A 26,014-nucleotide genomic window follows, 5' to 3' on the forward strand; every position below is an offset into this window, starting at 1 on the left:
CTCACTCCGTCTTGAGTGCCTCGATCGGGCTGAGCTTGGATGCCTTGTGGGCGGGATAAAAGCCGAAGATCAGGCCGGTCGCGATCGAGAAGGCGAGGGCAAGGCCGATCGCCTGACCGTCGATCGAGGTGATCCATCCTGCCATGCGAGCGACCGTCATCGAGAGCGTGACGCCGGCACCGACGCCGATCGCGCCGCCGAGCAGGCAGAGCACGAGGGCCTCGCAGAGAAACTGAAGACGGATGTCCCGCATCCGCCCGCCAAGCGCGCGGCGGATTCCGATCTCGCGCGTGCGCTCGGTGACCGAAACGATCATGACGTTCATGATGCTGATGCCGCCAACGAGCAGCGAGACCGAGGCGATGGCGACGAGCAGGAGCGCGACGGTGCGGATCGCTCCCTGCTGCGCTTCCATGGCGGCGGCCGGATCCTGGACCTTGAAGTCGTCCTCCTGGCCAGCGGGAATGCGGTGGCGCTGCCGCAGCAGGTTTTCGATCTCCGTTCGCGCCCCCGCCATCTGTCCGTCCGCGGCCACCTTGGCGATGATATAGGCGACCGAATCCCGGTTGATGTTGCTTGCGCTGCCGAGGAAGCGCAGCTTGGCCGTGGTGAGCGGCACGAAGGCGACGTCGTCCTGCGCCGGTCCCTTGCGATCGAGAACGCCGACCACTTCGAGCGGCACCTTCATGATCCTGATCTGTGCGCCGATCGGGTCTTCGCCGGGCGCGAACAGCTCATGCGCCACCGTGCTGCCGAGGATCACGACCTTGCCGGCGCCTGCCTCCTCGCTGCCGGAAAAATAGCGCCCGGTCGCAAGCTGCCAGTCGCGCACCATGAAGTGCCCGGTCGTCGTCCCGTTGATCGTCGTGTTCCAGTTCTTGCTCTCGTGAATGACCTGGGCCGTTCCTGCAATCGAGCCGGCCGCTGCCTGGATCTCGGGGATCTGCTCGAGGATCGCCTGCACGTCGCTCTCGGTCATGGTCAGCTTGCTGCCATCCTTGAGGCGCACGCCGCCCTGGTAGACCGCACCGGGGTTGATCATCAGCACGTTGGCGCCGATCGAGCGGATCTGCTCCTGCAGGCGAAGCTGCGCGCCGGACCCGATCGCAAACACCGTCACGATCGAGGCGACGCCGATCACGATGCCGAGCATGGTGAGGATGCTGCGCAACGGATTGAGGCGCAACGCGTGCAAAGCGATTTGAAAGCCCTGGAGCATGGTCATGGCGCAGCGTTCCGTTTCGGCAGGATCGGGACCAGCGTTTCGTCAGCGACGAGCTCGCCGTCGTGCAGGCGGATCGTGCGCCGGCACTGGGTCGCGATGCCGGGGTCATGCGTGATCATCACGATGGTCTGGCCGGACCGGTTCAGCGCGGCGAACAGGGCCAGTATCTCGGCGCCGGTACGGCTGTCGAGCGCGCCGGTCGGCTCGTCGGCGAGCACGATCAGCGGGGAGGCGATCAGGGCGCGCGCGATCGCGACGCGCTGCTGCTCACCGCCCGAGAGCTGTCGCGGGAAGTGGTGGGCCCGGTGCACCATGCCGACGGCCTCCAGGCTCTGCTCGGCGCGGGCCAGGCGTTCCTTGCGGCTGATGCCGCAATAGACCAGCGGCAGCGCGACGTTCTCAATCGCATTGTGGCGAGCGAGCAGATTGTAGGACTGGAATACGAAGCCGATGCTGCGGGCGCGCAGGGACGACCGGTGGTCTTCCGAGAGATCGGCGACGTCGGCTCCCTCGAGATAGAGCGCGCCCTCGCTCGGCAGGTCGAGCAGCCCGATCATGTTCATCAGCGTCGATTTTCCGGAGCCCGAGGGTCCCATCACCGCGACGATCTCGCCTCGTTCGATGTCGAAGCTGACATTGCGCACCGCAGTCACCGCTACTCCGTCGGCGCGATAGGTCCTGGAGACCGACTGCAGGCTGATGAGGGGCGGGAGGGCCGTCATGATCCGAACCTTATGCCGAGAAATTCCATGCCGGCCGGCCGGATGGCCTGACCCACGGCGACCTGGCTGCCCTCGACGAGGTCTCCGCTCCTGAGTGCGACCTGTTCGGTGCCGGCCGCGCCGACGGTCACCGGAATACGCCGGAGTGAGCCGCTGGCGGTGCGCGCCCACACGGCGCTGCGCGCCGCGGCGTCCGGCCGCGTGCCCGAGGGCTGGAAGCGCAATGCAGCAAGCGGCACTTTCAGCACGTCGTCCTGCCGCTCGATCACGATCTTTACCAGGGCGGTCATGCCGGGCAGCAACGCGCCGTCGAGATTGGAGGTGGCCAGGACGACGGTGTAGGTCACGACGTGCTGCTGGTTCTGCGGTGCCTTGCGCACCTGCCGCACCACCGCCTCGAAGCGACGGTCCGGGTAGGCATCCACCGTGAAATGCGCGCGCTGGTCGGGGGCGATGCGTCCGATATCGGCTTCGTCGACCTGCGCGTGGATTTCCATGTCCTCCAGTCGATGCGCGACCACGAACGTGGTGCGCGATTCCAGTCCGACCGCGAGCGTCTGGCCCTCGTTGACGAACCTGCCGACGACGACGCCATCGATCGGCGAGCGGATCACGGTGCGGTCGAGATCGGCCTGGGCCGCAGCGAGAACGGCCGCCTTTTCCGGCACGGCCATGCGTGCCTGCTGCAATTCCGCCTCGATCCGGCGGACGTCGGCCTGCGCCCCATCCACTGCATAGGAGTTGAGGGACATCAGAACCTCGGCCTCGCGTTCCTGGGCCAGACGCGCGGTGAACTCCGTCTGCGCGTCGTCGACCGTCGTCGTGGCCACCACGTTTTGCGACTGGAGTGCCTGCTTCCGCTGCAAGGTCTTTTGCGCCGAGCTCTTGACTGCCTGGGCACTCTCGAGCTTGGCGGCGAGCACGTCCCGGCTACCCCTTGCGTTTTGCAGATCGATCCTGGTGCGATCGAGCTTGGCCCGTGCGACGTCGACCAGAGAATTGGCAACGGCCAGAGAGGCCCGGGCTTCGTCGACCTTGGCCGCAAAGCTGCGCGGATCGATCAGGGCGAGCGGCTGATCCTTGCTGACCGTGTCGTTGAAATCGACATAGACCCGGGCGAGCTGCCCGGACAGCTGGGAACCCACCTCGATCGTCTTGACCGGCTGCAGGGCTCCGGTGACGGTGATGGTCTGCTCGATGCTGCCGCGCTGGATTGAGGCAAAGCGGAATACGGGGGCGTCCGATCCGAAGCTCCGTGCTTCCAGCCCCACGGGTCTGAGCAGCCGTTGGCTCGATGCGTAGGCAAGGGCCGCCTTCTGCGCCGCGGCCCCGGCCGCGTCGGTGATGACGGCCGGCCCCGCGGCGTAGACCGCGGCGAGGCCACATGCAGTTCCGAGCAAGGCAATAACTGGCACAAATCGCATATCAAAAACCCGCCTCTTGAAATGGCATCGTTGGCGGCAAAGGCAGAGATCGCGCTATGGTTGTAAACCCGCTATGGTTGTAAATCTTGAAAAACGCGGGCGATCGTCAGTGTGTCGCCGCTGCCGGGGCGACGGTCGGGTGCGCTTGATGATCCAGAAGTAAAGTCCGCGGGTGCTATTTTTCACGACTTGCCCGAAATGCATACGGAGCGTATCGATATGACGCGCGCGGTATCGAACTCGACAAGCTGACTGAACGTCTCGTCTGCTCTGGCCGAAGCGGCCAGCGCCCGGCGTTCAAGTCGGCACGTGGGTGGCGACGCCATGACGCACTCGGCGATACCGAAGTTCCCACGCCAGATCGTCGCGTTTCCGGTCGTCGCATTCCCAATCGCAGCATTGCCGATATCGCGCCTCGCCATGATGCCGCAGGTCGCGAGGGCGCATCCCCGCAATCACGAAACCCGATGTGTGAACACCTTCACTCGTCTTGAACGGGTGTTGGGCCTAAGACGTCGAAGCGGCGGATCGGAGCGACTCGCTCGATCCCCGCGAATTCATCCGAGCACCTTGATCTCGCTTGCAAGAAGAATGGATGGCTCGTTGCTTGTTCATCGAGCCCCAATCCGGGGAGCCCGTTTCCATGAGTTCAGGTCAAGCCACAGTTTATGTCATTGACGACGAGATCCAGATTCGAACCGCGATAGGAAGTCTCTGCGAGGAGACCGGGCATCAGGTGAAATTGTTTGCGTCGACCGACGAGTTTCTCGGGGAGACTATTTCCGGCGGGCCTTCATGCCTTGTGCTCGACGTCCGCTTTCCCGGCACGGCGCCGACCGGCCTCGAGCTTCAGCGCCGGCTCGCCGAGACGGGCGTGCTTATCCCGATCGTCTTCATCAGCGGCCATTCCGACGTCCGCGTCTCGGTCGAGGCCATGAAGCGCGGCGCAGTCGAGTTTCTTCCAAAACCCTTTCGCGAACAGGAGATCCTCGACGCGATCAGGCACGGCATCGAGCGCGACCGCAGGCGGCTCGAACGCGAAGATAGCGTGCGCGAAGCGCGCCAGCGCGTCGAGACGCTGACGGCGAGGGAGCGGGAGATCATGCTGTTGATGGCCGAAGGTCTCGTCGCCAAGCAGATCGCGGCGAGGCTCGGGGTGAGCGAAGTGACGGCCAAGGTCCATCGCACCAGGATGATGCGAAAACTGGAGCTTCGCTCGCCGATCGAGGTGGTGCGGTTGGTCGACAGCATGGGACGCGAAGAAGAGACGACACGAACCGGCACGGGACAACCGTACAGCTAGTGCCGCAGGCACCAAGGCGCCGCGCAACGTCTAGTCCGTACCGATTAGCATGAACTGCAGTCTGTCGCACGCAGCACGATCGGTTCAAAGTCGGTCCTGCGATGTCGGCCTCCTCCAAGACGGCATCCGAACCCAGTCAGAGATCTTAGCCAGAAAGGATATTCCATGCGCAAATTGTTTTTTGCTTCCGTTGCCGTGCTCGCCCTCTCCTCCGCCGCGCAGGCCGCCAACACTGCGACCACGGTGCAAGTGGGCGTCGTGAACGGTTCCAGCGTCTCGCAGCAGGGCCTCACCAACGACAGCTCGTCGACCAGCCAGCTCGGCATCATCAACAGCGCGACCACGATGCAGGGCACCAGCGCGGCCTCGCTCAACAACGGCAGCACGGTCAACCAGGTTGGCGTGCAGAACTCGGCGACGACCGGCCAAGTGGCGTTCGGCAACAACGGCAGCGCGATTACCCAGAACTCGTTCGGGCCTGCCGCGCTTCAGAACAACGCCGCCGCCGTCGGACAGCTCAGCGTGTTCGGCGTCAACAGCAGCACCGTCTCGCAGACGGCGCACTAAGCCAGCCCCGTTTGGCCGGACGCGTCATCTGCGGCGCGTCCGCGCCATCCTTGAAAGCACCGCCTCGGGCGGGACGACTCGGTGAGAGCTTGTCCGCCGACTTTCGCGGAGGAAATGTCATGCATCAAAAATATCTCGTTGCCACGATCGTCGCGTTCGGCTTGCTGACCGCTGTCGATGCCCAGGCCGGCAACTCGGCCAGCGTGCTGCAATTCGGCACCACCAACAACTCCTTCATCTCGCAGAGTGGCGGCACCAACAACAGCGCCACCACGATGCAATTCGGCGCCACCAATACTGCGACCACCCTGCAGACGGGCTCGCTCCTGACCGTCAACACCTCAGTGATCGGGCAGGGCGGCACCACCGCGACGGCGTCCAACACCGCGTTACTCGGCCAGGCCGGTGGCTCCAATTCGAGCCTGATCGGCCAGATCGGCGCGAACAACGCGGCGGCCGTCGGACAGCTCGGAATCCTGAACGGCTCGACGATTTTGCAGCAGACTCCTTGATCGCAAATCCATTTTCAGTCGCGAGGCATGTCATGAGACATTTTTCCGGCGCCGCCTGCGGCGCGTTTCTCACCTTGTGTTGCATAGGCGCCGGATCGGCCGGTGCCCAGACCGCCGACATCAAGACCATCGTGTCGCTCGGCGGCCCGCCGGTCGTGCTGAACCAGAACAGTCAACTCAACATGGCCGGCGTGTTCATGATAGGCAGCAGCACCAGCGCGACCGTCACTCAAAACGGCACGAACAACGCGACCGGAATCCTGCAATTCGGCGGGACGACGTCGGCATCGGTCGGGCAGGCGGGCGTGAACAATGTCGCGTTTGTCGGCCAGGCCGGCCAGTCGACCAGCAGTTTCCTGTCCCAGTTCGGTGCGTTCAACTCGGCGACTGTTGTCCAGAATAGCCATTGAGTTGGGCGCGACCTCAGCGTCGTCAGAAATGCAATGGGGGCAAGGCAATGATATGCGGTAGACTGCTCCTGGCATTGGCGGCATTGCTCGCCGCCGTCAGCGTCGCGTCCGAGGCATCCGCCGGATCTGTCCAGCGCGGCGTGACGAACCGGAACGTGAGCATCGAAACGATCGTGCAATTCGGCAACGACGTCCAGCCGGTCACGATCGAGGAGAACAGCAGCATCAATATTGCGCGTGTCATCCAGATCGGTGGCACGGGAACGGTCGATGCGACGATCATCCAGAACGGCACGCGAAATTATGTCGATGTGATCCAGGTGGGTGGCACCACCAATTTGGCGATCGGTCAGTCGGGTGTGAGCAACATCGCCGATATCACTCAGGTCGGCAATTCCACCAATGCCCTCCTGCTCCAGATCGGCGATATGAACACGGGAACGGTGCGACAATTCGGGCGCTTCAACTGGCTGTCGATATTTCAGTTCAGCCGGTGATCAGAAGGTGAGGTGCAATATGAGGTTCATCGTACTTGCAGCAGGAATGAGCATCATGATGGCAATGGCAGCGAGGCCGGCCGGAGCCGGCGAGTCAGGTGACGGCCACACCACGATGGTTCAGGACGAGAACGGCACGTCCGTCATCACCCAGAGCGGCGATCCGGCGCAGGCTGAGGTCAAGATCGAGAAGGAGCCTGGGCGCACGACGGTCTATCGTCGCAGCGGCGGCAACACCGCCATTGTGACGCAGGGCACCGGAAATCCACAGGACATGCTGGACTGGCTACGCAAGCAGCAGGGCCGCTGACGCACGAAGGCCCATCGTCCGTGATGGACGATGGGCCTCATCGTGAGCGGGCGTTACCAGCTGCGATAGACGCCGGTCAGGGTGCCGTTGTTGTTGCCCTCCGGGCCGACATCGCCCTGCGTCGAGCTCGGCGCGGGATGGTTGGTGCCGTTGAGCGCACTGTAAGGTCCGGCCACATCAGGATAGTACGCGCGTGGCTGAACCGGTTGGTAAGCGGGGGCGGTGCGATCCCAACCCGCGCGGGATCCGTTCCAATCATAGCCCTGGGCCGAGGCGGCCGTCGTGCCCGCGACGAGGGAAGCCGTGATCAGGCAGAGGAGTTTCGATTTGTTCTGCATTGGAGATGCTCCTTGCTGGTGTCGGGAGCCAACGACCGCAGTGCGGGAGCGTTCCGGGTGTTGTCGGCCGAAGCGATCAACTCCGATCAACTGGTTATGAAGTCCGTTTCCCGGGAACACGAGCGACATCAGCCGGAATCCCGGGCGTCTTGCCGCAGCTTGTTCCCTGTTCATCCCGTGCCTTAACCAATAATTAATTATACGTTTGCGGGTGGGCGACAGCCCGGCCTAGCGTGCGGTGGGGAGCCGCTATTCGCGAAGCCAAACGAGTTGGTGCGTATCATGATGTCGAGATCATTTGGGGCGTTGCTCGCCTCGCTCAGCGCAGCCGCGCTGCTCCTTGCCCCCAGCGTCGGTTTTGCCAGGCCCGGTGGCACCGTCGCGCATGCCGCCACGCCTTCCGGTCCGGCGGCGCGTCCGCCGATTGCGCCGGGCGCCAGGTTCCGTGGCCGCAACACGCCCTGGGTCTACTGGCCGGGCGGCGGCGGGTTCTACTATGACAATGCTGGCTACGGCCAGCCTTTCGCCGAGACCGCCCAACCCGTCTCCAGCGACGTGCGCTACACCTATACGTACGACGTTCCCTGGGACTGGACGCATCGCTTCCCGCCCAACGTGGTGCCGTCAGACCGGCCCTACGTGCCGAGCTGTCCGACGGAGCAGGTCACTGTGCCCGGCCGCGGCGGCGGCGAGCACACCGTCAACATCATGCGCTGCTACTGAGCAGCGAGTTCGGCTCAGCTAGCCCAGCTCAAAACTGGTCACGCCGAAGACGCGGTCGGTCCGCAGCGGCGCGATCGGCCCCGTGTACATCCGCGCCGTCTCGAACACCGGCTTCAGCCCGAGTGATTCCACAAGCGCAATCGCCTCGCGATTGACGGCGGGGACGTCGAGGAAGATCTCGCCGCCGTTTGCGCTTTCCAGCAAGGCCTGCACGATCGCTTCCGCCGCCGCGCGGTCGTCGGCGACGAGCGGGCCGATCTTGCGGCCGATCCGGCACGGCCGGATCACGCCCCATGCAGCGAGCTTGCCGTCGCGCAGCAGCGCGCGCCCGACATGTCCTGATGTGCCGATCCAGGCACGCAGGAAGGCACTGCGCGGAGCCGGAAAAACCGTTGCATCGTCGGCTTCAACGAGCGCGAGCGGGATCGTGTCGAGCGCAACGACATCGGCGGGCGGCCTCGATGGCGCGGCGACGAAGCCGCCATAGCGGACATTGGCGTGAGCAAGCTGGAAGCCGGACTTTCTGTAATTGTCCTGCTGTGCCACGACGCCGTCGAGGCCGATCACGCGAGCGCCCGCATGCGCGATCGCCGCGTTCCACATGCGCAGGCCGTGGCCTCTGTCGCGAAAACCCGATCGCACGATGTAGAAGCCGAGAAACGCGAAGCGATCGTCGTAGTTGACGCAGGAGACGGTCGCGACCGGCTCGCCGTGGATCTCGCCGACGAAGAAGCCCTTCGCGTCCGGGATCGCGAAACAGGCGGCGTCGGAGTGGCCCGGATTCCAGCCCTCGGCCGCGGCCCAGTCGACGGCGATGGCGATCTCCTCGGGGCGCAAATTGCGGATCTCCAAATCGCTCATCTTTCAAGTCGCCTTCGACGGTGGACCTTCCGGCCGGTCCGGCGGTAGAAGGCCTCATGATAGGCCGGGCCCACGGCTCGCCTCCACGATATCACAAAGGATGATCGCTCATGGCAGCAGAGATGGCAGCAGAGAAGGTCGCACTCGTGACCGCCGGCGGCAGCGGCATGGGGGCAGGGGCTGCGCGCCGGCTCGCAGCCGACGGCTTTCGCATCGCCATCCTGTCTTCTTCCGGCAAGGGCGAGGCGCTGGCAGCCGAGCTCGGTGGGTTAGGGATCACCGGTTCCAACAAATCGAACGACGATCTGAAGCGGCTTGTGGACGGGGCGCTTGCCCGATGGGGACGCATCGACGTGCTCGTCAACAGCGCGGGCCATGGGCCCCGGGCGGCGATCACCGAGATCACCGACGAGCAGTGGCACACCGGCCTCGACACCTATCTGCTCAACGTGATCCGTCCGACCCGGCTGGTGATGCCGATCATGCAGACGCAGAAGGGCGGAGCCATCATCAACATCTCGACCGCCTGGGCGTTCGAGCCGAGCGCGATGTTTCCGACCTCTGCGGTGTTCCGCGCCGGCCTCGCCGCCTTCACGAAGATCTTCACCGACACCCATGCCGCCGACAACATCCGGATGAACAATGTGCTGCCGGGCTGGATCGACAGCCTGCCGCAGCTGGATGCACGCCGCGACAGCGTGCCGATGCGGCGCTACGGCAAGGTCGAGGAGATCGCCGCGACGATCTCGTTCCTGGCGTCCGACGGCGCGGCCTATATCACGGGACAGAACATCCGCGTCGACGGCGGACTGACGCGTTCGGTCTGAGACGCGGAGCGTCGGATCGCGCGCGGGTTGTCGCGATGCGACAGTGGTGTGCGTCGCGCGTCACGGAGGAGGGATGACGCGTGGCCCTCCAGTCACACCCGTCACGCGTTCGCGTGCCGCACGGCTCACACTACGTCACAGTCCCTATGAACTTCGCCGCAGCCCAAGACGGCCAGGGACCGGCAGCCTATGCCCAATCTGCGCCGGACAACTTCCGCCCGCGCATTCGAAACGCGAGATCAATCGCGCGGGGCAAGGAGACTGGAATGAAGAAGTTTTTGCTGGCGGTTGCCGCGGTTGTTTTGGGCTCCGCATCCGTGCAGGCGGCCGACCTCGCGGCGCACTACACCAAGGCGCCAATGATGGCGACGGCCTACAACTGGACCGGCTTTTACGTCGGCGGCAATGTCGGCGGGCAATGGGGCAGCGCCGATCCGGCCACCTCGACCGCGTTCGATCCCGCCGGCTATTTCGCGGACACCAGTGTTACCGCGATTGCTGCAGTCGGCGCCCAGCGTGTCAACAGCTCCAGCGTCACCGGCGGTCTTACCGCCGGCTATAACTGGCAACTCAACAACGCCGTGCTCGGCCTGGAAGGCGATATCAACTATTTCGGCTTCAAGGGCAGTGCGACGGGTTCGGCGCTCTATCCGTGCTGCGCACCGACCGGCTTCACCGTGTCGTCGTCGGTCTCGGCCGACTGGCTCGCCACCATCCGCGGCCGCATCGGTTTCCTCGCTGCTCCGACCTGGCTGCTCTACGCCACCGGCGGTGCGGCGATCGCCGAGGTGACGGGCAATTTCAACTTCGTGGACACGTTCGCTGCGGCGACGGAGTCGGCCGCGTTCCGCGACACACGCCTCGGCTGGACCGCAGGTGTCGGCACCGAATATGCCTTCGGCGGCGGCTGGTCGCTCAAGGCGGAATATCTCTACGTCGACCTCGGACGCAGCACCGTGACCAGCACCAATCTGTTGGGCGGCGCGTTTCCGACCAACGTCTTCACCCACTCGGTCGATCTCAAATCGAACATCGTGCGCGTCGGCGTGAACTATAAGTTCGGCGGACCCGTCGTTGCCAGGTACTGAGCATTCCCGTTCCGACCTGGCGTGGAAAGCCCCGGCTTAGCCGGCGCTTTCTGTTTTTCGCTAGGCGGATTCAGTGCGATGCCGCCAGATGCGCCAATGCTGGCAGGATCCTGTAGCGCGCGATCTCGTGCGGATATTCGCCCCGATTGGCGAGCAGGACGATCCCGATCCGCTGCGCCGGCACCAGGCCGATATAGCCAGAGGCGTTGTTGAGCCCACCCGGCTTGTCGACGACGGTGACGCCCGGCAGACGCACCGTCTCCCAGGCCATTCCCTGCCCAAACTTGTCGTCGACGCGGAAGATCTCGTGCTGAGTCATCCGCAGGGCCTCGCGCAAGTGAGGCTCGGTCGACTGCCCATCGACGCAGGCCGCAACGAATGCGGCGAGATCCCGCGGCGAAGAAAACATCTGGCCGGTGCCGGGGAAATCAAAATAACTCTGCTGGTTGCCGATGGGGCCGATTGCCATGCCCTGATCCGAGTAGCCCTGGACCGCGAGCTGCATCCAGGCGTCGTGCATGACGGCACGGCTGTCCTCGCCGCGTTCGGGCACGGAGGTCGCATTCATGCCGATCGGCTTGAGGATGTGTTGTTCAAACAGGGTTGCGATCGGAGCGCCGTAACAGCGCTCGAGCACGAGTTGAAGCAGCACGTAGCCGGCGTGGCTGTAGACGCGCTGCTTGCCGGGCACTTCGCCGGCTTGCGGTCTCCAGCTGTTGAACATGTCGATGAGCTGCGCGCGGGAAAACGCGTCGCTCGGCCACGGCGGATGATCGGTCGGCAGCAGCATGCCTGAGGTGTGCGTGACGAGTTCGCCGACAGTGATGCGGCGAACATAGTCGCCGGTGAGCTCCGGGAGATATTTCGCCAGACGATCGTCGAGCCGCAGTTCGCCGCGGAGGGTGCCGAGCGCAACCAGCGTCGCCTCAAACGGCTTGCGTAGGGAACCGAGGTTGAACAGCGTGTCCGGCGTGACCGGCCTTCGCGTGGCGCTGTCGGCAAAGCCGTAATTGAAGTACTCGACATGGCTGCCGGCATAAAGTGCAGCGGCGAGACCGCCCGGCTGGTCCGGCGTCGCGGTCGGCGTCAGTTCGTTCGCAACGATGTCGCGCATCTGCGCGATCATGTCGGAATCCGCGGCGGCCCCGCGCGGCCATGCAAGCGCAACGGGAACGAGCGCGGCCCGGGCGAGCGCCCGTCGGGTGAGATACGATGAGGTGACAACAGACGACACGGCTCTGGCGCAAGATTCGATGCGCCCCCAGTCTCTTGTAGTGGGAAGGGCCGATCCTCCCTATTCACGATTGCGCGTGGTGGGTTCCGCGCGAATGGTCCGTTAGCCCGGATGGAGCGAAGCGCAACCCGGAAAGTGCCGCAGCCGAGCGAGCGGCCCCGATTACGCTTCCCTTCATCCAGGCTACCAGTCGGCAAAATTAACTTAGCTAATTGGCTTACAATTGTTGACGCGAGATCATGGCAGCCCTATAGTTAGCCCCATGGCTAACCAACTATCCCGGCTCGATCAGGTTTTCGCGGCCCTTGCCGATCCCACCCGGCGGGCGATCGTGATGCGGCTCTGCGCCGGCGAGGCGTCGGTCGGCGAACTCGCCGATCCCTTCGCGATGGCGCTGCCGAGCTTCATGAAGCACATCCATGTGCTGGAGACGAGCGGTCTCGTCCTGTCGGAGAAATCCGGCCGCGTGCGCACCTGCCGCCTCAGTCCTGACGCGCTCCTCACTGCGGAGGACTGGTTCCAGCACCAGCGTGCGATCTGGGAGGCGCGGCTCGATCGCTTCGAAACCTATGTGATGAAGCTGAAGAAAGAGCGGGCGGCTGCCAAACGGGCGACCAAGTCAAGTAACAAGCCGATCGACAAGACAACCGGCAAGACAACCAGACGGAAAGGTTCCTGACGATGACGAATTCTGCCAATCCCGCGCTGTCGCAATGGTCGCTCGACCGTGAGATCGTGATGTCGCGCGTGATCGACGCGCCGCGCGATCTGGTGTTCGAAGCGTGGTCCGACCCGAAGCATCTGCCGCAATGGTTCGGCCCGAAGGGCTTCAAGGTTGAGACCTTCGAGATCGACGTGCGGGTCGGCGGCGTCTGGCGCTTCAACATGATCGGCCCGGACGGCACGGTCTACCCGAACCGCATGCGCTTTCGCCGCATCGAACGGCCGTCGCTGATGGAGATGGATCACGGTACCGACCAGGACGAGGATCCCGGAATGTTCCGTTTCACCGTCACCTTCGCCGAGCAGAGCAACGGCAAGACGGTTCTGATGATGCGGCAGCTGGCGTCGAGCGCGGCGCAGCGCGACGGCATGATCAACTTCGGTGCCGTCGAATACGGCTACCAGACACTCGACAAGCTCGCGGCCTATGTGAGTGGGATGAAGAGGTAGGGCGAGCAGCCACTTCCTCTCTCATGCGGAGGAGGCCGCGGAGCGGCCGCCTCGAAGCACGAGGACCATTGGTGAAGCCTTCATTCTTCAAGGCGCGCGCCCCTCGGGATGAGGGGCGCTTCATTCCTTCGCGTCGTCCGTGACGATGTCGCCGAGTTTCTGCCAGCGCTGGCCGTCGAACTGCACCATCTGGAACTGCTTGTTGACGCGATAGTCCGTCGGCGTCGTCGTCACCGAGATCCCCGGCAGCGTCAGGTCGAGTGCGATGTTGTTCAGGCTGGCGGCCTGGCGCATCACGTTCTCGCGCGTGAGATCGTCGCCGCATTGCTTCAGCACCTGCACCAGCAGCTGCGCGGTGATATAGCCGTAGACGTTCAGGTTCGAATCCTTGTCGCCCTCCGGGTAGTACTTGGCCATGAAGGCGAGATATCGCTTCATGCCGGGATCGTCCTTCCATTCGGGATCGGCTGAATCCTTGACATAACCGACGCTGACGACGCCCTTGGCGTTGTCGAGTCCGGCAGGTTTCAGCACCGCGCTGACCGAGGAGGCGTTGATGTCGATGATGTGCAGCGGCTTCCAGCCGATCTCGGCCACCTTCTTGATCGCCTGCGCGGCCTGTTTCGGCGTGGTGGCGCTGAACAGCACGTCGGCACCGGCATCCTTCAACCGCAGGATCTGCGAGTCGATGGTCGGCTCGGTGATCTCGTAGGACGTCTCGGCGACGATCATCTTCGCTTTGTCACCGAGACCTGCCTTGAAGCCGGCGAGGTAATCCTTGCCGAGATCGTCGTTCTGATAGAGCACGCCGATCCTGGCGTTCGGATGGTTCTTCAGAAGATATTGCGCGTAGATCCGGCCCTCGACGAGGTAGGACGGATTGAAGCCCATGGTCCAGGGGAAGTTCTTCGGATCGGTGAAACGCGCCGCGCCCGTTGCCGCGAAGAGCTGCGGGACCTTCTTGGCGTTGAGATATTTTTGCACGGCGACATTGGGCGCCGTGCCAATGATCTGGAAGGTCAGCAGCACCTCGTCGCTTTCGACAAGCTTGCGGGTCTGCTCAACCGTCTTCGGAGGCGAATAGGCATCGTCATACTGGATCAGATTGACCTTGCGGCCGTTGACGCCGCCCTGGTCGTTGATCATCTTCATGTAGGCGGCCTGGGTCTTGCCGATGACGGCATAGGCCGAGGCCGGCCCGCTGAGCGGGACGGTCTGGCCGACCTTGATCTCGGTGTCGGATGCGCCGGGATCGTATTTCTTCTGGGCCTGTGCCGCCGGGATCGATAGCGCGAGAACGATCGCGACTGCCGGGACACGGTTGAGAAGTACGTTTTTCATTTCCATTCCCTGTTCGTGACCGTCACTCGCCCTTGAGACCGGCCTCGCGGATCAGCCCGGTCCACTTTTTTGTTTCGTTGTCGATGAACTGACCGAACTCGGCCGCGGTGCCGGCGCGCACTTCGAGGCCCTGGGCGGTCAGCTTGTCCATGACCACCGGCTCGGCCAGCGCGCGCAAGACTTCGGCCTGCAGCTTGTCGACGATGGCCCGCGGCGTCGTCGAAGGCGCCATGAAACCGTACCAGCCGGCCGCGGCCACGTTGGGAAAACCCTGCTCGCGCAGGGTCGGCGCTTGCGGATAGAGCGCGCTGCGTTCGGCCGAGGCGACGCCGAGCACGATGAACTTGCCGCTCTGGATGTAGGGCAGTGCGGTCGGCAGCGCCGTCAGCGTGGCATCGACGCGGCCGGCGAGCAGTTCGGTGTAGGACGCGGCATCGCCACGGAAGGGAATGTTGAGACCCTTGACGCCGGCATCCTTGAACAGGAGTTCGCCGGCAAGATGCGGCTGCGAGCCGGCGCCGGGCGAGGCGAAGGTCAGGCCATCCGGCTTCGATTTGCCGTAGGCGATCAATTCGGGAAGCGTCTTGAACGGCGCATCCGCGCTGATGATCAGGAACAGCGGCGCGATCACAGCCATCGCGACGGGCTGCAGATCCTTGCGCTCATAGGTCAGCTTGCCGAACAGCGCTTCGGCGGTCGCGTAGGGCGCCGCGACATAGAGGAGGGTATAGCCGTCGCCCGGCGCATGCGCGACCGTGTCGTTGGCGATGCGGGTGCCGGCGCCCGGCTTGTTCTCTACGATGAACTGCTGGTGCAGGTTGCGGCCGAACTCTTCGGCCAGCAGCCGCAGCGAGATGTCGTTGGAGCCGCCGGGCCCGTAAGGCGAGATCAGCCGCACCATACGCGACGGCCAGGCGTCCTCAGCGCGTGCGGCGAATGGAAGTCCGGATATCGAAAGAGCGAGGGTGCCCAAAAATGTTCGCCGTGTGATGGTCATGGTGGCCTCCCGATGGCGGAGCGCCGATTGTCTTGTTCATCGCCTGGCGCTCTTCTTGTTCTGCTTTTGTGTTTCGGTCGCCGGTGCCGCCCCAATCATGGTGCGGATGCTGTCGGCAAGAGCGGCAATGCGCGGGCCGATCTCGCCCTCCAGCTGGCCGGGCTGGAGCCGGAATGCGGGGATGCCGCAATTGATCGAAAAGGCCTGCTTCGCCTCACGCGCATGAAACAGCGGCGCGGCGACGGCATGGATCGAGGCGATGTACTCGCCGAAGCAGGTGCAGAAGCCACGGCTGATGCATTGTGCGAGGCCGGCGCGGTATGTCTCGCGGAAGGCCGACCACAGCTCGGTGTCCTCGCTTGCAATGCGCTCTTCGAGCAGCGCGGCATCGGCCTGCGGCAAGGTCGCCGCCGCGGCACGGCCCATCGCCGTCATCACCACGGAAATGGGCATGCCGATGTCGGGGACGTGCGGGCCGACGTCGCCGGAGCGCGCGGTCTCGACATAGATCATGGAGGTCGCATCGAGCAGGCCGATCGAGACCGTGCCGCGCACGCTTTGCGCGAGCTCCTGCATCATGGGCCGCGCGACCTGGCGGAACTGCATGTCGGCGAGCAGCGGATGCGCCATGCGAAGGGCGCGCGCGCCGACGCGATATTTGGCGCGTTCGGAATCGTAGCGGAGGTAGCCGAGCTCGGCGAGCGTATGCGTCAGCCGCGCCACCGTTGGACGCGGAATCCCGGTCAGCGTCGACAGCTCCATGTTGCCGAGCTGCGTCGCTCCCGCCTTGAACGCTTCGAGCACCACGAGACCCTTTGCCAGCGTCGTCGCGAACGCGGCGTCGTCGATGCTGTCCGCCAGCACGGCGGCAGCGGACGAGGAGGCGCGGATCGGTTTGGACGCGGTTTTGGCCATCGAGGATTAAATGAACCCGGTCGGGGCGGTTGTCCAATAGATTCATAAAATAGTATTTTGTGTCCACTATCCGGACACGCCGGCGTTGCCCGTGCGGATAAAATGTGCGCGACGAGCTCCGCCGCACACAGATTCTAGTCGTGATTCCGTGGGTTGGTGTGACAGGATTATTACGACTGAATGTCATATCGATTACAGCGGAGCGATTCATGTTGCAGTGGCAGGCGCGGACAAATCCCCTCGCGTGGTGGTGGGGGTCCCTGACGCTGGTCAGTGCTGCCAACATTCTCGCCTGGTTCATGCTGTACCGCGCGTTCGATCCCACGTCCGCCGGCCGCATCAGTGGCGGCTCCGACATCGGAGTGATGTTCCTGCTCTGCGCCGGCTATGTCTTCGGCTGCGCCTTCCGCTCGTTCCTGCCGCGCGCCGACGTGCAGCGAATCTGTCTGTTCGACACCTGGCTCTCCAGCGTCTTCGTCGGCCGCACGGTCGCGACCGTGGCCGAACTGTGCTTCGCGGCGCAATGGGCGGTCATCCTGCATCAACTCGGGACCATGACGGGCGCCGAGACGGTTGTGAACATCGCGTGGGTGATCGTGCCCATCATCATCATCGCGGAGTGCTTCTCCTGGTATGCGGTGGTGACGACAAACTTCCTTTTCAACGCGATCGAGAACTCGCTGTGGGCGGTGACATTCTTCCTCGCGGGCATCGCGCTGTGCCGGCTGATGCCGGAATTCCAGGGGCCGGTGCGCTGGGCGCTGATTGCCGGCATCGTCGGCATCGCCTGCTTTCTGGCCTTCCTCGTCACCGTCGACGTGCCGATGTATCTCAGCCGCTGGCGGGCAGGGTATGAAGAGGGCAACCGGTTGCTCGGCTTCCTCGAAGGCCTGCATGACGTCTCGACGCGCTGGGTCGTGACCCACGACATCGCGCACTGGAAGGGCGAGCTGACCTGGATGTTCCTGTATTTCACCGCCGCCGTGTGGTCGAGCCTTGCGCTTTGTGCGCTCTACGCGATGGAAGGCTATCTCACGCGCTATCTGGCTTGAGCAATCAGGCCTCGCCGAGATCGACCTCCGTCAAGATGCCCTGGCGCAGCGCCAGCCGGACCAGCTCGATGTCGGATCCGACGCCGAGCTTGTCCTTGATCAGGGAATGCAGGTTCGCCACCGTCTTCGGGCTGACATGGAGCGTCTCGGCGATCTCCTCTGTCGTATTCTCGGCGAGCAGCAGCCGCAGCACTTCGAATTCGCGCGGCGTGAGGACGTCGGCGGCAGAGCTTTCCCCGGCCAGCCGGCTCAGCGCGAGCTCATGGTCGATGTCGGGGCTGATTGCGATCCTGCCGGCGAGCACGTCCATCACGGCGCGCACCAGCGTCTCCGGCGGACTGGTCTTGGTGACGTAGCCCCTGGCGCCGGCGCGGATCGCCTGCACGGCAAAGCCGGCATTCTCGTGCATGGTGAAGACGAGGATCCTCGCGCCCTTGTCCCACTGCCTGATGCGCCTGACCGCCTCGATGCCGCCGATGCCGGGCATGCTCAGATCCATGATGACGAGGTCGGGCGCCTCCGATTTGTAGAGACGATAGGCCTCGGCGCCGTCGGCGGCTTCGGCGATGACGCGAAGTCCCGGCTGCTTCTGGAGCACGGAGCGATAGCCCTCGCGGACGACGGAATGGTCGTCGACCAGCAGAATGGTCGCGCCGGCCGCGCTCATGCGGCGTGCTCCAGCGGCGGCCGATCGGCGGCTGCGAGCGGAATGACGACGCGCAGTGCGGAGCCGCCGTTCGGCTTGGCCTCGAAGCTCAATTGGCCGCGCAAGGCCGCGACGCGCTCGCGCATGCCGAGCAGGCCCATTCCGGATTTCGCGACGGGATCGGTCGCGCGTCCGTCATCGTCGATCGCAAGCGCGATCTCGCTCGCCCCCATCGTCAATTCCAGGCTGACCCGCGTGGCGACGGCATGCTTGGCGGCATTGGTGAGCGCCTCCTGCACGATCCGGTAGAGGCTGGCGCTGATCGTGGCCGGCAGGGTCTCGAATGCGCCGTCGAACCGGATCGAGAAGCGCGTCTCGCCGCGGCTGCGCCCGTTCCAGCCCGCGACCAGGCCTTCGAGGCTGGCGACGAGCCCGAGCTCCTCGACATCCGGCGGCCGCAGCCGGAACAGTGTGCCGCGCAACGTCTCCATCATGCCGGTTGCGGTCCGCGCGATGCCGTCGCATTCGCCAAGCAAGGAAGGGCAGTCCTGCGCGGCGGTCTGGCGGGCGGAGGAGGCGAGCGCCCGGATGGCGGCGAGCGACTGGCCGAACTCGTCATGCAGCTCGCGCGCGAGATGGCGGCGCTCCTCGTCCTGGAGCGCGATCAGCTTCCGCGTCAGCTCGCTGCGTTCGGCAAGTGCGGTCTCGAGGCTTTCGGCGAGATGGTTGAAGCCGTCGCGGATCGCGGAGAGCTCGGCAAGGTCGAACGGCGGCAGCCGCGTGGTGAGGTCGTTGGCGGCAATCCGCTCCAGGCCGGTGCGGATCATGCGGGTGGGGCGCAGCGCGCGTGCCAGCGCGGCGTAGACCAGGGCGCAGAGCAGCGGCAGCGCGATCGCCAGCGCCAGCATCAGGCGGCCGGCCTCGTGCCAGGCCTCCGCCGTCTGCACGGCCGGCTCGACCGAGACCACGGCGTCGCCAAGCTTCGCTCCGCGCACGATCACAGGCCGTGCCGCTTCGCGGCCGGGGTCGAACAGGCTGCGATAGAAGGCCGTGAAGGCTTGCGGCGGCGGGTTTGCCGGGGCGGGCGCGCCGCTGCAGAAGCGCTGGAGGATGTCGCCGCTCGTGCCGCGGAATGCCAGGCACAGGCCGGGCGTCATCACATAGGCCGAAACGGGGTCGAGGTTGGGAAAGTCCGAGCGCGGGCTGGCGACCCACTGGATCTTGCCCTGCTGTAGCTCCAGCGTCTTGGCGACGATGGCGGCGATGTCGTCGAGGCGCGCATGCGCCGCGCGGTCGGCCGTAATCAGGAAATAGGCGGAGATAACGGCGAAGCAGGCGGCCGATATCGCGGCCACGCGCAACGTCAGACGGACTTTGAGATCGAACCTCGGGCGGTTCCACATCGGCGGGCACCTGGTGCGAACGGGTTGTCGCGCCCGCATTAAACGGCAGAACGCACCTAGCGCAAAGCCGTCAGGTGTGAGTGCGGTGCACCGTCGTGAAATTTTCCCGGTCATCGCCGGGACCGGCGCTGCTGCGAGCCCTGATTACGCCGTCCAGATTGTGCGCCGCTCCGTCATACGAGGCACATTTATGCACCTGCGCCGGTTGATCCTCTCAGTCTGTCTCCTTGTCGTCCTTCCGCCGGCTTATGCGCTTGGTGCCGAGACTGCCGTCGGCGTCGCCATGGACGATTTCAGTTATACCGATACGTCAGCGGAGCCTGCCAACCAGACCGCCGCCCACGAGCGACGGCTGGCGGCCTTCATGGCTGCGCTCCGGCAAGATATCGGCGGAGACCGGCGCTACCGGCTGGTGCCCTCGGCCCAGGACGGCGCGGCGTTCAAGGTGATCGGCGGCATCCAGAAGACGAGCACACTGGTGCTATGGGCCAAGGTCGCCGTGATCGACGTTGGCGCCAGGAAGGTCGTGATGGACAAGCTCTACACCTTCCGCGGCGACAATGATGAATCATGGGAGCGTGCCGAGATCTTCGTGTCCCGCGAGATCATGGCCGCGCTCGGCGCACCCGCGCCGATCGCGCTGGCGGTGTTCGAATTCGAGCTCGAGGACAACACCGCGGCGCCGGCCGCCGGTCTCGCGGCCGCAGATGCATCCAATCTGGCCGAAGTGACCGGCAGTGTGCGCGATGCCCTTGGCCAATCCGGCCGCTACCGCCTCGTCGATGTCGGCAGCGCGAACGAGGAGGCGGTAAAGGCACGCGCTTTACGCGACTGCGGCGGCTGCGAAGCGGCGATGGCGCAAGGGCTCGGTGCGGATCAGTCTCTGATCGGGGTGGTGCGGCGGGTCAGCCGCACCGAATACACGCTCGGCTTCCAGGTGCGCGATGCCAGGACCGGCGCGGTGCTGGCACGCGGCGACAGCGGCCTGCGCCTGGGCGCGGACTATTCCTGGAAACGGGGCGCCGTGCGGCTGGTCAGCGACCGGCTGATCGAGAACCAATAGCAGCGCTCATCGATCAGAACGTCAATTGCACCTTCATCGACTGCGAGCGGTCGCTGGCGAGCTCGAACGCTGCGACCGCGTTCTCGAACGGCATGGTCGCCGTGATCAGCGGCTTGACGTCGATCAGGCCTTCGCCCATCAGCCGCACCGCCAGCTCGAATTCGGGATCGAAGCGGAAGGTGCCGCGCAGCTGCAATTCCTTGGCGACGATGGAGTTGATCGGCAGCGTCATTTCGCCGCCCAGGCCGAGCTGCACCAACGTGGCACCCGGCCTGAGCACGTCGAGCGCGGTGCGGAGTGCGGCCTGGTTGCCCGAGGCTTCGAACAGCGTGTCGAACACACCCTTGCCGGTGCGCCACGGATCGAGCGCCGCGGCGTCGGCCGCGACATTGATGGCATGACTGGCCCCGAGCTTCCTGGCGACCGCAAGCGGCGCCTCCGCGACGTCGGTGACCACGATCTCGGCCGCGCCGCCGAAGCGCGAGACCAGGATCATCAGCGCGCCGATCGGGCCGCAGCCGGTGATCAGCACGCGCTTGCCGAGCAGGGGCCCGGCCTGCTTGCCGGCATGCAGGCACACCGCGAGCGGCTCGGCGACCGCGGCTTCCGCCAGCGACAGCTTGTCGGCGATCGCAACGGCCTGCGCCGCATCGACCGTGATGAATTCGCGAAAGCCGCCCTGCACATGGGGAAAGCGCATCGCGCTGCCGAGAAAGCGCATGTCGAGGCACTGGTTGCGCATACCCTCCTGGCAATGCAGGCACCGGCCGCACGGCTTGCTCGGATTGACCGCGACCCGAGTGCCCGGCTTCACGTTCGTGACGCCGTCACCGACGGCTGCGACCACGCCCGCGATCTCGTGCCCCAGCGCCATCGGCTGCTGGATGCGCACGACACCGAAGCCACCGTGATGATAGTAGTGCAGATCGGAGCCGCAGATGCCGCCGTTCGCGATCTTGACGCGGACTTCGCCCGGACCGGGCGCTGCATCTGGATAGCTATCGATCCGCAGATCTTTCGGTGCGTGAATGACGACGGCGTGCATGGTTGGCTCCCTCAGCGTTTCGCGGCTCACATCGCAGCGATCATGCCGCCATCGACATAGATGATCTGGCCGTTGACATAGGTCGAGGCATCCGAGGCCAGGAAGATCGCAGCGCCCACCAGCTCGTCCGGTCGGCCCCAGCGCTTGGAGGGAACGCGGCCCATCAGCCAGTTGTTGAAGTCGGTGTTGTTGACCAGCGCCTCGTTCATGTCGGTCAGCATGTAGCCGGGGCCGATCGCGTTGGCCTGGATGCCGTGCTGGGCCCATTCCACCGCCATCGAGCGGGTCAGGTTCTTGATGCCGCCCTTGGCAGCGGTGTAGGGCGCAATCGTGGGACGCGCGAGCTCGCTGCCGAGCGAGCCGATATTGATGATTTTGCCGTACTTGCGCGGGATCATGCGCTTGGCCGCCTCGCGGCCGATCACGAAGGCGCTGGTGAGGTTGGTCTCGATCACCTTGCGCCACTCGTCGGTGGTGAACTCCACCAGCGGCTTGCGGTGCTGGATGCCGGCATTGTTGACGAGGATGTCGACCGCGATGCCCCTCTTGTCGAAGTCGTTGAAGGCGGCGACGATCGCAGGCTCGTCGGTGACATTGAAAGCGGCGCCTTCGGCCTGGTGGCCGGCGGCGCGAAACTCGGCGACGGCCTGCTCGACACGCTTGGGATCGACGCCGTTGATGATCAGCTTGGCGCCGGCCTTGGCCATGCCCTCGGCAATGGCGCGGCCGAGGCCGCGGGAGGAGCCGGTCACGAGCGCGGTGCGGCCGGAAAGATCGAAGAGGGCGGTGCTCATCTCAAGAATCCTCAGACGTTGGAACGGCGCACGGTCAGATCGGAGCGGTCGAAGACGGCAGGCAGAAGGTCGACGCCGAGGCCGGGGCCTTCCATTGGATAGACAAAACCATCCTTGATCGTGGGCATGGTGGTCACGAGCTCATTGTACCAGCCCTTGTAGAAGGCGCGCACGGATTCCTGGATCAATGTGTTGGGCTGGCTGAACGACATGTGGATGGCAGCGATGAAGCCGATCGGGCCGATGCAGTCGTGCGGTGCGAAGGGCCGGTGATAGGTCTCGGCCATCGCCGCGATCTTGCGGCCCTCGGTGAGGCCGCCGGTCCAGCACAGATCCGCCATCACCACATGCATAGCGTCGCGGTCGAGCATGTCCTTGTAGGGGAAGCGCGAGCCCAGCGTCTCGCTGGCGCAGACCCAGACGTCGGTGCAGCGGGCATATTCGGCCAGCGCCTGCGGCGAGTTCATACGGATCGGGTCTTCGTACCAGGTCGGCTTGTAGGGCTCGAGCGCGCGCGCGATCTGTTTTGCGGTTGGCAGGTTCCACAGCGAGTGAAGCTCGACCATGATCTCCATCTTGTCGCCGACCGTCTTTCGGATCTTCTCGAACGGCTCGATCGCCTGCTTCATCTGCGCGGCGGAGATGTAGAGACCCTTGTTCTCCTGCGCCGCCGGATCGAACGGCCAGATCTTCATCGCGGAGATGCCGCTCTCCAGCAGGTTTTCGGCAAGCGCGTCGGCGCGGTGCATGAAGCCGTCGAGGTCTTCGTAGGGACTTTTGGCAGCGCCAAGATTCCAGTTCGCGACCGGGCTGATATTGGTGGAGCGGACATATTGGGTGCCGGCGCAGGTGTTGTAGATGCGCTGCTTGTCGCGGCAGAGGCCGCCGAGCATCTGGTGGACCGGCTGATTGCAGACCTTGCCGAACAGGTCCCACAGCGCAATGTCGATTGCCGAAGCCGCGCGATATTCGACGCCGGTGGACGACTGCGCCATCGGCAGGTTCAGCATGTCGCGATGGATCGCCTCGATGTGCAGCGGATTGCGGCCGAGCAGGCGGCCGGCAAAGGTGTCGTGGATCTGCGCCTCGACTGCGCCGGCGCCATAAAAGGTTTCACCGAGGCCGATCATGCCCGTGTCGGTGTGGACGCGCACCCAGATGACGTTGGAGAATTCTTCGGTGCGCAGCGTCTCTATCGACGTGATCTTCACGGCAATACTCCTCCCGTCGCAGGCGCGCGCAGCGCCGTCTTGTTGTCATTCCGCACCGCAACATGGTGCGGGCGCATGCGAAGTCTTACGCTCGCTTGTAATATATCACAACATGTTTTAGGGATATCACCAACAAGGCGCCATCCAGCAACGACGGCGCGGGCTGAGGGAGAGACGGCATGGCAACGCGCAAGCGCGCGCTCGAGGTGGTGAGGAACGACGACGGCGAGGGCAAGCCCTTCCGACGCAACCGTCTCAACTTCTTCGAGCTCGCCTACCAGAGGATCGAAGAGCTGCTCGTCCATTGCGAGCTCAAGCCAGGCCAGTTCATGACGATGCTGGAATTGCAGCACATCACCGGCTTCGGCCGTACGCCGGTTCATCACGCCGTCAATCGTCTCTCCGCCGATACGTTGATCATCATCCGACCGCGCCACGGTCTGCGCATTGCGCCGATCGATCTGGCACGCGAGCGCATGCTGCTGGCCTTGCGCCGCGACATGGAGCGCTTCGTGATCCGGCTTGCGGCCGATCGCGCCAGCCTCTCGCACCGCAATCAGGCGCTGCATATCGAGCGCCTTTTGCGCGAGCGCCGCGCCACTCTGACCCTCGACGAGTTCAACAGTATTGACCGCCGCATCGACGCGCTGGTGCTGGAGGCGGCAGGCGAGCCGTTTCTGGTGCACACGCTACGGCCGTTACACACGCTGTACCGGCGCATCGGCTACATCCACCACCGGTTCATGCCGGGACAGGCCGAACTGTCAGGCACGATCGATCGTCACCTCGCCATTCTCGCCGCGGTCGCCGGCCGCCGCGTCGAGGACGCGGTGAAGGCGAGCGATGCACTGATCGACTACATGGGCGAGATGTTCACCGGCATGGAGGTCGGGATCGACCCGCGCCTGCTCGATTGCAGCATCGAGCCGCTGCTTGGCACGTAAGAAAGTTTTGAAGAGAGGACCAAAGATGTCGACGATGGCGATGCCACAACCGACCGCGAGCGAAGCCGCGGTCCGCTACCTCATCACGAACTACAGTCCCAAGGGCAACAAGGTCGGCTGGCTGATGATGGCCTCGATCCTGGTCGAAGCCTGGGATCTCTATTCGATCGCCTTCGTGCTGATCTTCATCAAGGAGCAGTTCAATCCCGATCCGCTGATGCTGGGCCTGGCCGCGGCCGGTACGCAAGGCGGCGCCCTGATCGGTGCGCTGCTCGGCGGCTGGCTCTCCGACAAGATCGGCCGCCGCGTCATGTTCCTGGTGACGATGGTGCTGTTCATCGTGCTGGCGCTGGCGCAGGCCTTCGTGCCCAATGTGTTCTGGCTCGTCGTGATCCGCTTCTTGCTCGGCGTTCCGCTCGGTTCGGACATCTCGACCGGCTACACCTACATCATGGAATCCATGGCCAAGGGTGAGCGCGAAGTCATGGGCAACCGCTGGCAATTCATGTTCGCGGTCGGTGAGGTCCTGACGATCGGCGTCATCGTGATCTTCCTGCTGCTCGACATCAACCACGAAACGCTATGGCGGGTGACGCTCGGCCTCGGCGCGCTGCCGGCGCTGATCATCCTGATCATGCGGCACGACGTGCCGGAGACGGCGGTCTGGCTGGTGCAGAAGGGACGCTACCGCGAGGCCAAGCAGGTCGCGCGCGAGATGTTCAACGACGACCTCGCCATGCTGCCGGACCATGACGTGGAGGTGCCCAAGGTGTCCACCCGCGACTTCCTCGCCGACCTCAAGAAGGATCCGATCCGCTGGCGCGCCACGATCTACGGCTGGATCGCCTGCTTCGCGCAGGCCAGCGAGTTCTCGACCTTCGCGTTCTACCTGCCGGTGCTCTTCGTGATGGTCGGCGTGTCGAGCGTGCTCGGCATCAATCTGGTGACGATGGCGCTGTTCTCCTTCGCTGCCGTGTCGGGCTGGGTCGGTCCGCTGCTGACCCCGAAAATCGGCCACCGCGGCATCTCGATCGCGGGCTTCTCGATCGTGCTGGTCTCGCTGCTGGTCGCGGCCTTCGCGCTCTACACCGACAACAAGATCCTGCTGCCGTTCGCGGCTGCCGCGATGCTGTGGGGCCATTATTGGGATGCCTCCAACTGCATGACGATCCCGACCATGGTCGCCAAGCCATCGCGGCACCGCCAGCGGCTTCGCCTACATGTTCGTGAAGCTGCCGTCGTTCCTCGCGATCTTCCTGTTCCCGTCGTTGTTCGCGGCGATTGGGCAGGCGAATGCCACGCTGTTCGTCGCGATCTTCCCGCTGATCGGATTGCTTGCCGCAATCTTCATCCTGCCGGAAGTCTACGGCTACGAGAACGACTGATCTC

28 protein-coding genes and 1 pseudogene are annotated in these 26,014 nt (G+C 64.6%); 15 read left to right on the plus strand and 14 right to left on the minus strand.

Going from position 1 to position 26,014, the window contains the following annotated elements:
- Position 1: 1 nt before the first annotated feature.
- Genes IVA93_RS15780 through IVA93_RS15790 form a run of 3 tightly spaced genes read right to left on the minus strand, consistent with a single transcriptional unit; the run spans position 2 to position 3,371 of the window.
- Positions 2-1,225 carry an ABC transporter permease gene (locus IVA93_RS15780; protein ID WP_106944263.1) on the minus strand — a complete coding sequence of 408 codons (1,224 nt, stop codon included), beginning with the start codon at positions 1,223-1,225 and terminating at the stop codon, positions 2-4.
- Positions 1,222-1,947, minus strand: a complete 726-nt coding sequence (locus IVA93_RS15785; RefSeq protein ID WP_204511439.1) for an ABC transporter ATP-binding protein — start codon at positions 1,945-1,947, stop codon at positions 1,222-1,224. The genes IVA93_RS15780 and IVA93_RS15785 overlap by 4 nt, the downstream gene beginning before the upstream one ends.
- Positions 1,944-3,371 (minus strand): efflux RND transporter periplasmic adaptor subunit, encoded by a 1,428-nt coding sequence (locus IVA93_RS15790; protein ID WP_085351325.1) that lies wholly within the window; start codon positions 3,369-3,371, stop codon positions 1,944-1,946. Before IVA93_RS15790 ends, IVA93_RS15785 begins: the two co-directional genes overlap by 4 nt.
- Before the next feature lie 643 nt (positions 3,372-4,014).
- Here IVA93_RS15790 and IVA93_RS15795 point away from each other — a divergent pair.
- The 6 genes from IVA93_RS15795 (at position 4,015) to IVA93_RS15820 (ending at position 6,970) form a co-directional block, all read left to right on the plus strand.
- Complete coding sequence (locus IVA93_RS15795) at positions 4,015-4,674, plus strand: response regulator transcription factor (protein ID WP_018455266.1); 660 nt, start codon at positions 4,015-4,017, stop codon at positions 4,672-4,674.
- 165 nt (positions 4,675-4,839) lie between these two features.
- Positions 4,840-5,241, plus strand: coding sequence for a hypothetical protein (locus IVA93_RS15800; protein WP_018455265.1), 402 nt, complete (start codon positions 4,840-4,842; stop codon positions 5,239-5,241).
- A gap of 119 nt (positions 5,242-5,360) precedes the next feature.
- Positions 5,361-5,753: a curlin gene (locus IVA93_RS15805; RefSeq protein WP_204511438.1), complete on the plus strand. Its 393-nt coding sequence runs from the start codon at positions 5,361-5,363 to the stop codon at positions 5,751-5,753.
- 32 nt (positions 5,754-5,785) lie between these two features.
- Positions 5,786-6,163 carry a curlin gene (locus tag IVA93_RS15810; protein ID WP_247336127.1) on the plus strand — a complete coding sequence of 126 codons (378 nt, stop codon included), beginning with the start codon at positions 5,786-5,788 and terminating at the stop codon, positions 6,161-6,163.
- A 74-nt stretch (positions 6,164-6,237) separates the two neighbouring features.
- Positions 6,238-6,660 carry a curlin gene (locus tag IVA93_RS15815; RefSeq protein WP_276018145.1) on the plus strand — a complete coding sequence of 141 codons (423 nt, stop codon included), beginning with the start codon at positions 6,238-6,240 and terminating at the stop codon, positions 6,658-6,660.
- Positions 6,661-6,679: 19 nt separating this feature from the next.
- Positions 6,680-6,970, plus strand: coding sequence for a hypothetical protein (locus IVA93_RS15820; RefSeq protein WP_204511437.1), 291 nt, complete (start codon positions 6,680-6,682; stop codon positions 6,968-6,970).
- Positions 6,971-7,023: 53 nt separating this feature from the next.
- On the opposite strand, the gene IVA93_RS15825 is transcribed toward IVA93_RS15820, so the two are convergent.
- Positions 7,024-7,308, minus strand: coding sequence for a hypothetical protein (locus IVA93_RS15825; RefSeq protein WP_018455258.1), 285 nt, complete (start codon positions 7,306-7,308; stop codon positions 7,024-7,026).
- A 282-nt stretch (positions 7,309-7,590) separates the two neighbouring features.
- Between IVA93_RS15825 and IVA93_RS15830 the strand changes: the two genes are divergently transcribed.
- Positions 7,591-8,031 carry a hypothetical protein gene (locus tag IVA93_RS15830; RefSeq protein ID WP_026232911.1) on the plus strand — a complete coding sequence of 147 codons (441 nt, stop codon included), beginning with the start codon at positions 7,591-7,593 and terminating at the stop codon, positions 8,029-8,031.
- 18 nt (positions 8,032-8,049) lie between these two features.
- Here the strand turns inward: IVA93_RS15830 and IVA93_RS15835 are convergent, their stop codons facing one another.
- Positions 8,050-8,892 (minus strand): GNAT family N-acetyltransferase, encoded by an 843-nt coding sequence (locus IVA93_RS15835; protein ID WP_247336131.1) that lies wholly within the window; start codon positions 8,890-8,892, stop codon positions 8,050-8,052.
- 122 nt (positions 8,893-9,014) lie between these two features.
- Here IVA93_RS15835 and IVA93_RS15840 point away from each other — a divergent pair, with 122 nt between their 5' ends.
- Entirely contained in the window at positions 9,015-9,719 is a 705-nt protein-coding gene (locus IVA93_RS15840; protein ID WP_085384467.1) for an SDR family oxidoreductase, read from the plus strand.
- Positions 9,720-9,985: 266 nt separating this feature from the next.
- Entirely contained in the window at positions 9,986-10,807 is an 822-nt protein-coding gene (locus tag IVA93_RS15845; RefSeq protein ID WP_204511435.1) for an outer membrane protein, read from the plus strand.
- Between the two features lie 70 nt (positions 10,808-10,877).
- On the opposite strand, the gene IVA93_RS15850 is transcribed toward IVA93_RS15845, so the two are convergent.
- Entirely contained in the window at positions 10,878-11,933 is a 1,056-nt protein-coding gene (locus tag IVA93_RS15850) for a serine hydrolase (protein ID WP_204511434.1), read from the minus strand.
- A gap of 370 nt (positions 11,934-12,303) precedes the next feature.
- Between IVA93_RS15850 and IVA93_RS15855 the strand changes: the two genes are divergently transcribed.
- Positions 12,304-12,720: an ArsR/SmtB family transcription factor gene (locus IVA93_RS15855; RefSeq protein WP_204511433.1), complete on the plus strand. Its 417-nt coding sequence runs from the start codon at positions 12,304-12,306 to the stop codon at positions 12,718-12,720.
- A 2-nt stretch (positions 12,721-12,722) separates the two neighbouring features.
- Entirely contained in the window at positions 12,723-13,214 is a 492-nt protein-coding gene (locus tag IVA93_RS15860) for an SRPBCC family protein (RefSeq protein WP_204511432.1), read from the plus strand.
- Positions 13,215-13,334: 120 nt separating this feature from the next.
- Here IVA93_RS15860 and IVA93_RS15865 read toward each other — a convergent pair whose 3' ends face one another.
- From IVA93_RS15865 to IVA93_RS15875, 3 genes are read right to left on the minus strand one after another with little or no spacing between them, the layout of a single operon-like run.
- Positions 13,335-14,555, minus strand: coding sequence for an ABC transporter substrate-binding protein (locus tag IVA93_RS15865; RefSeq protein WP_204511431.1), 1,221 nt, complete (start codon positions 14,553-14,555; stop codon positions 13,335-13,337).
- Between the two features lie 22 nt (positions 14,556-14,577).
- A complete protein-coding gene (locus tag IVA93_RS15870; protein ID WP_204511430.1) occupies positions 14,578-15,552 on the minus strand; it encodes a Bug family tripartite tricarboxylate transporter substrate binding protein in 975 nt (324 codons plus the stop codon).
- A 36-nt stretch (positions 15,553-15,588) separates the two neighbouring features.
- Positions 15,589-16,467 (minus strand): IclR family transcriptional regulator, encoded by an 879-nt coding sequence (locus IVA93_RS15875; protein ID WP_204511429.1) that lies wholly within the window; start codon positions 16,465-16,467, stop codon positions 15,589-15,591.
- A gap of 209 nt (positions 16,468-16,676) precedes the next feature.
- On the opposite strand from IVA93_RS15875, the gene IVA93_RS15880 reads away from it, so the two are divergent.
- Positions 16,677-17,519 carry a hypothetical protein gene (locus tag IVA93_RS15880; protein ID WP_204511428.1) on the plus strand — a complete coding sequence of 281 codons (843 nt, stop codon included), beginning with the start codon at positions 16,677-16,679 and terminating at the stop codon, positions 17,517-17,519.
- Between the two features lie 4 nt (positions 17,520-17,523).
- Here IVA93_RS15880 and IVA93_RS15885 read toward each other — a convergent pair whose 3' ends face one another.
- Together IVA93_RS15885 and IVA93_RS15890 are read right to left on the minus strand one after the other, a co-directional pair.
- Positions 17,524-18,186 (minus strand): response regulator, encoded by a 663-nt coding sequence (locus IVA93_RS15885; RefSeq protein ID WP_085384464.1) that lies wholly within the window; start codon positions 18,184-18,186, stop codon positions 17,524-17,526.
- Positions 18,183-19,568 carry a HAMP domain-containing sensor histidine kinase gene (locus tag IVA93_RS15890; protein ID WP_018455245.1) on the minus strand — a complete coding sequence of 462 codons (1,386 nt, stop codon included), beginning with the start codon at positions 19,566-19,568 and terminating at the stop codon, positions 18,183-18,185. The genes IVA93_RS15885 and IVA93_RS15890 overlap by 4 nt, the downstream gene beginning before the upstream one ends.
- A 190-nt stretch (positions 19,569-19,758) precedes the next feature.
- Here IVA93_RS15890 and IVA93_RS15895 point away from each other — a divergent pair, with 190 nt between their 5' ends.
- Positions 19,759-20,631 carry a DUF3280 domain-containing protein gene (locus IVA93_RS15895; RefSeq protein ID WP_247370547.1) on the plus strand — a complete coding sequence of 291 codons (873 nt, stop codon included), beginning with the start codon at positions 19,759-19,761 and terminating at the stop codon, positions 20,629-20,631.
- Between the two features lie 13 nt (positions 20,632-20,644).
- On the opposite strand, the gene IVA93_RS15900 is transcribed toward IVA93_RS15895, so the two are convergent.
- The 3 genes from IVA93_RS15900 to IVA93_RS15910 are packed head-to-tail and all read right to left on the minus strand — an operon-like array spanning position 20,645 to position 23,681.
- Positions 20,645-21,676 (minus strand): L-idonate 5-dehydrogenase, encoded by a 1,032-nt coding sequence (locus IVA93_RS15900; protein WP_247370549.1) that lies wholly within the window; start codon positions 21,674-21,676, stop codon positions 20,645-20,647.
- A gap of 26 nt (positions 21,677-21,702) precedes the next feature.
- On the minus strand, positions 21,703-22,470 hold the full coding sequence (locus IVA93_RS15905) for an SDR family oxidoreductase (protein WP_085384460.1): 768 nt from the start codon (positions 22,468-22,470) through the stop codon (positions 21,703-21,705).
- An 11-nt stretch (positions 22,471-22,481) separates the two neighbouring features.
- Positions 22,482-23,681: a mandelate racemase/muconate lactonizing enzyme family protein gene (locus IVA93_RS15910; protein ID WP_085351339.1), complete on the minus strand. Its 1,200-nt coding sequence runs from the start codon at positions 23,679-23,681 to the stop codon at positions 22,482-22,484.
- A gap of 179 nt (positions 23,682-23,860) precedes the next feature.
- On the opposite strand from IVA93_RS15910, the gene IVA93_RS15915 reads away from it, so the two are divergent.
- On the plus strand, positions 23,861-24,625 hold the full coding sequence (locus IVA93_RS15915) for a GntR family transcriptional regulator (RefSeq protein WP_018455240.1): 765 nt from the start codon (positions 23,861-23,863) through the stop codon (positions 24,623-24,625).
- 25 nt (positions 24,626-24,650) lie between these two features.
- A pseudogene (locus tag IVA93_RS15920) lies at positions 24,651-26,010 on the plus strand (MFS transporter).
- The last annotated feature ends 4 nt before the right edge of the window (positions 26,011-26,014 follow it).

Origin of the sequence: Bradyrhizobium sp. 155, from assembly GCF_023101105.1 — a bacterium.
GTDB classification, from domain to species: domain Bacteria; phylum Pseudomonadota; class Alphaproteobacteria; order Rhizobiales; family Xanthobacteraceae; genus Bradyrhizobium; species Bradyrhizobium canariense_D.

Bases quoted from the DNA above. Each gene is read 5' to 3' on its own strand.
- IVA93_RS15780 (WP_106944263.1), bottom strand. From the start codon at position 1,225: ATGACCATGCTCCAGGGCTTTCAAATCGCTTTGCACGCGTTGCGCCTC.
- IVA93_RS15785 (WP_204511439.1), bottom strand. From the start codon at position 1,947: ATGACGGCCCTCCCGCCCCTCATCAGCCTGCAGTCGGTCTCCAGGACC.
- IVA93_RS15790 (WP_085351325.1), bottom strand. From the start codon at position 3,371: ATGCGATTTGTGCCAGTTATTGCCTTGCTCGGAACTGCATGTGGCCTC.
- IVA93_RS15795 (WP_018455266.1), top strand. From the start codon at position 4,015: ATGAGTTCAGGTCAAGCCACAGTTTATGTCATTGACGACGAGATCCAG.
- IVA93_RS15800 (WP_018455265.1), top strand. From the start codon at position 4,840: ATGCGCAAATTGTTTTTTGCTTCCGTTGCCGTGCTCGCCCTCTCCTCC.
- IVA93_RS15805 (WP_204511438.1), top strand. From the start codon at position 5,361: ATGCATCAAAAATATCTCGTTGCCACGATCGTCGCGTTCGGCTTGCTG.
- IVA93_RS15810 (WP_247336127.1), top strand. From the start codon at position 5,786: ATGAGACATTTTTCCGGCGCCGCCTGCGGCGCGTTTCTCACCTTGTGT.
- IVA93_RS15820 (WP_204511437.1), top strand. From the start codon at position 6,680: ATGAGGTTCATCGTACTTGCAGCAGGAATGAGCATCATGATGGCAATG.
- IVA93_RS15825 (WP_018455258.1), bottom strand. From the start codon at position 7,308: ATGCAGAACAAATCGAAACTCCTCTGCCTGATCACGGCTTCCCTCGTC.
- IVA93_RS15830 (WP_026232911.1), top strand. From the start codon at position 7,591: ATGATGTCGAGATCATTTGGGGCGTTGCTCGCCTCGCTCAGCGCAGCC.
- IVA93_RS15835 (WP_247336131.1), bottom strand. From the start codon at position 8,892: ATGAGCGATTTGGAGATCCGCAATTTGCGCCCCGAGGAGATCGCCATC.
- IVA93_RS15840 (WP_085384467.1), top strand. From the start codon at position 9,015: ATGGCAGCAGAGAAGGTCGCACTCGTGACCGCCGGCGGCAGCGGCATG.
- IVA93_RS15845 (WP_204511435.1), top strand. From the start codon at position 9,986: ATGAAGAAGTTTTTGCTGGCGGTTGCCGCGGTTGTTTTGGGCTCCGCA.
- IVA93_RS15850 (WP_204511434.1), bottom strand. From the start codon at position 11,933: ATGATCGCGCAGATGCGCGACATCGTTGCGAACGAACTGACGCCGACC.
- IVA93_RS15855 (WP_204511433.1), top strand. From the start codon at position 12,304: ATGGCTAACCAACTATCCCGGCTCGATCAGGTTTTCGCGGCCCTTGCC.
- IVA93_RS15860 (WP_204511432.1), top strand. From the start codon at position 12,723: ATGACGAATTCTGCCAATCCCGCGCTGTCGCAATGGTCGCTCGACCGT.
- IVA93_RS15865 (WP_204511431.1), bottom strand. From the start codon at position 14,555: ATGAAAAACGTACTTCTCAACCGTGTCCCGGCAGTCGCGATCGTTCTC.
- IVA93_RS15870 (WP_204511430.1), bottom strand. From the start codon at position 15,552: ATGACCATCACACGGCGAACATTTTTGGGCACCCTCGCTCTTTCGATA.
- IVA93_RS15875 (WP_204511429.1), bottom strand. From the start codon at position 16,467: ATGGCCAAAACCGCGTCCAAACCGATCCGCGCCTCCTCGTCCGCTGCC.
- IVA93_RS15880 (WP_204511428.1), top strand. From the start codon at position 16,677: ATGTTGCAGTGGCAGGCGCGGACAAATCCCCTCGCGTGGTGGTGGGGG.
- IVA93_RS15885 (WP_085384464.1), bottom strand. From the start codon at position 18,186: ATGAGCGCGGCCGGCGCGACCATTCTGCTGGTCGACGACCATTCCGTC.
- IVA93_RS15890 (WP_018455245.1), bottom strand. From the start codon at position 19,568: ATGTGGAACCGCCCGAGGTTCGATCTCAAAGTCCGTCTGACGTTGCGC.
- IVA93_RS15895 (WP_247370547.1), top strand. From the start codon at position 19,759: ATGCACCTGCGCCGGTTGATCCTCTCAGTCTGTCTCCTTGTCGTCCTT.
- IVA93_RS15900 (WP_247370549.1), bottom strand. From the start codon at position 21,676: ATGCACGCCGTCGTCATTCACGCACCGAAAGATCTGCGGATCGATAGC.
- IVA93_RS15905 (WP_085384460.1), bottom strand. From the start codon at position 22,470: ATGAGCACCGCCCTCTTCGATCTTTCCGGCCGCACCGCGCTCGTGACC.
- IVA93_RS15915 (WP_018455240.1), top strand. From the start codon at position 23,861: ATGGCAACGCGCAAGCGCGCGCTCGAGGTGGTGAGGAACGACGACGGC.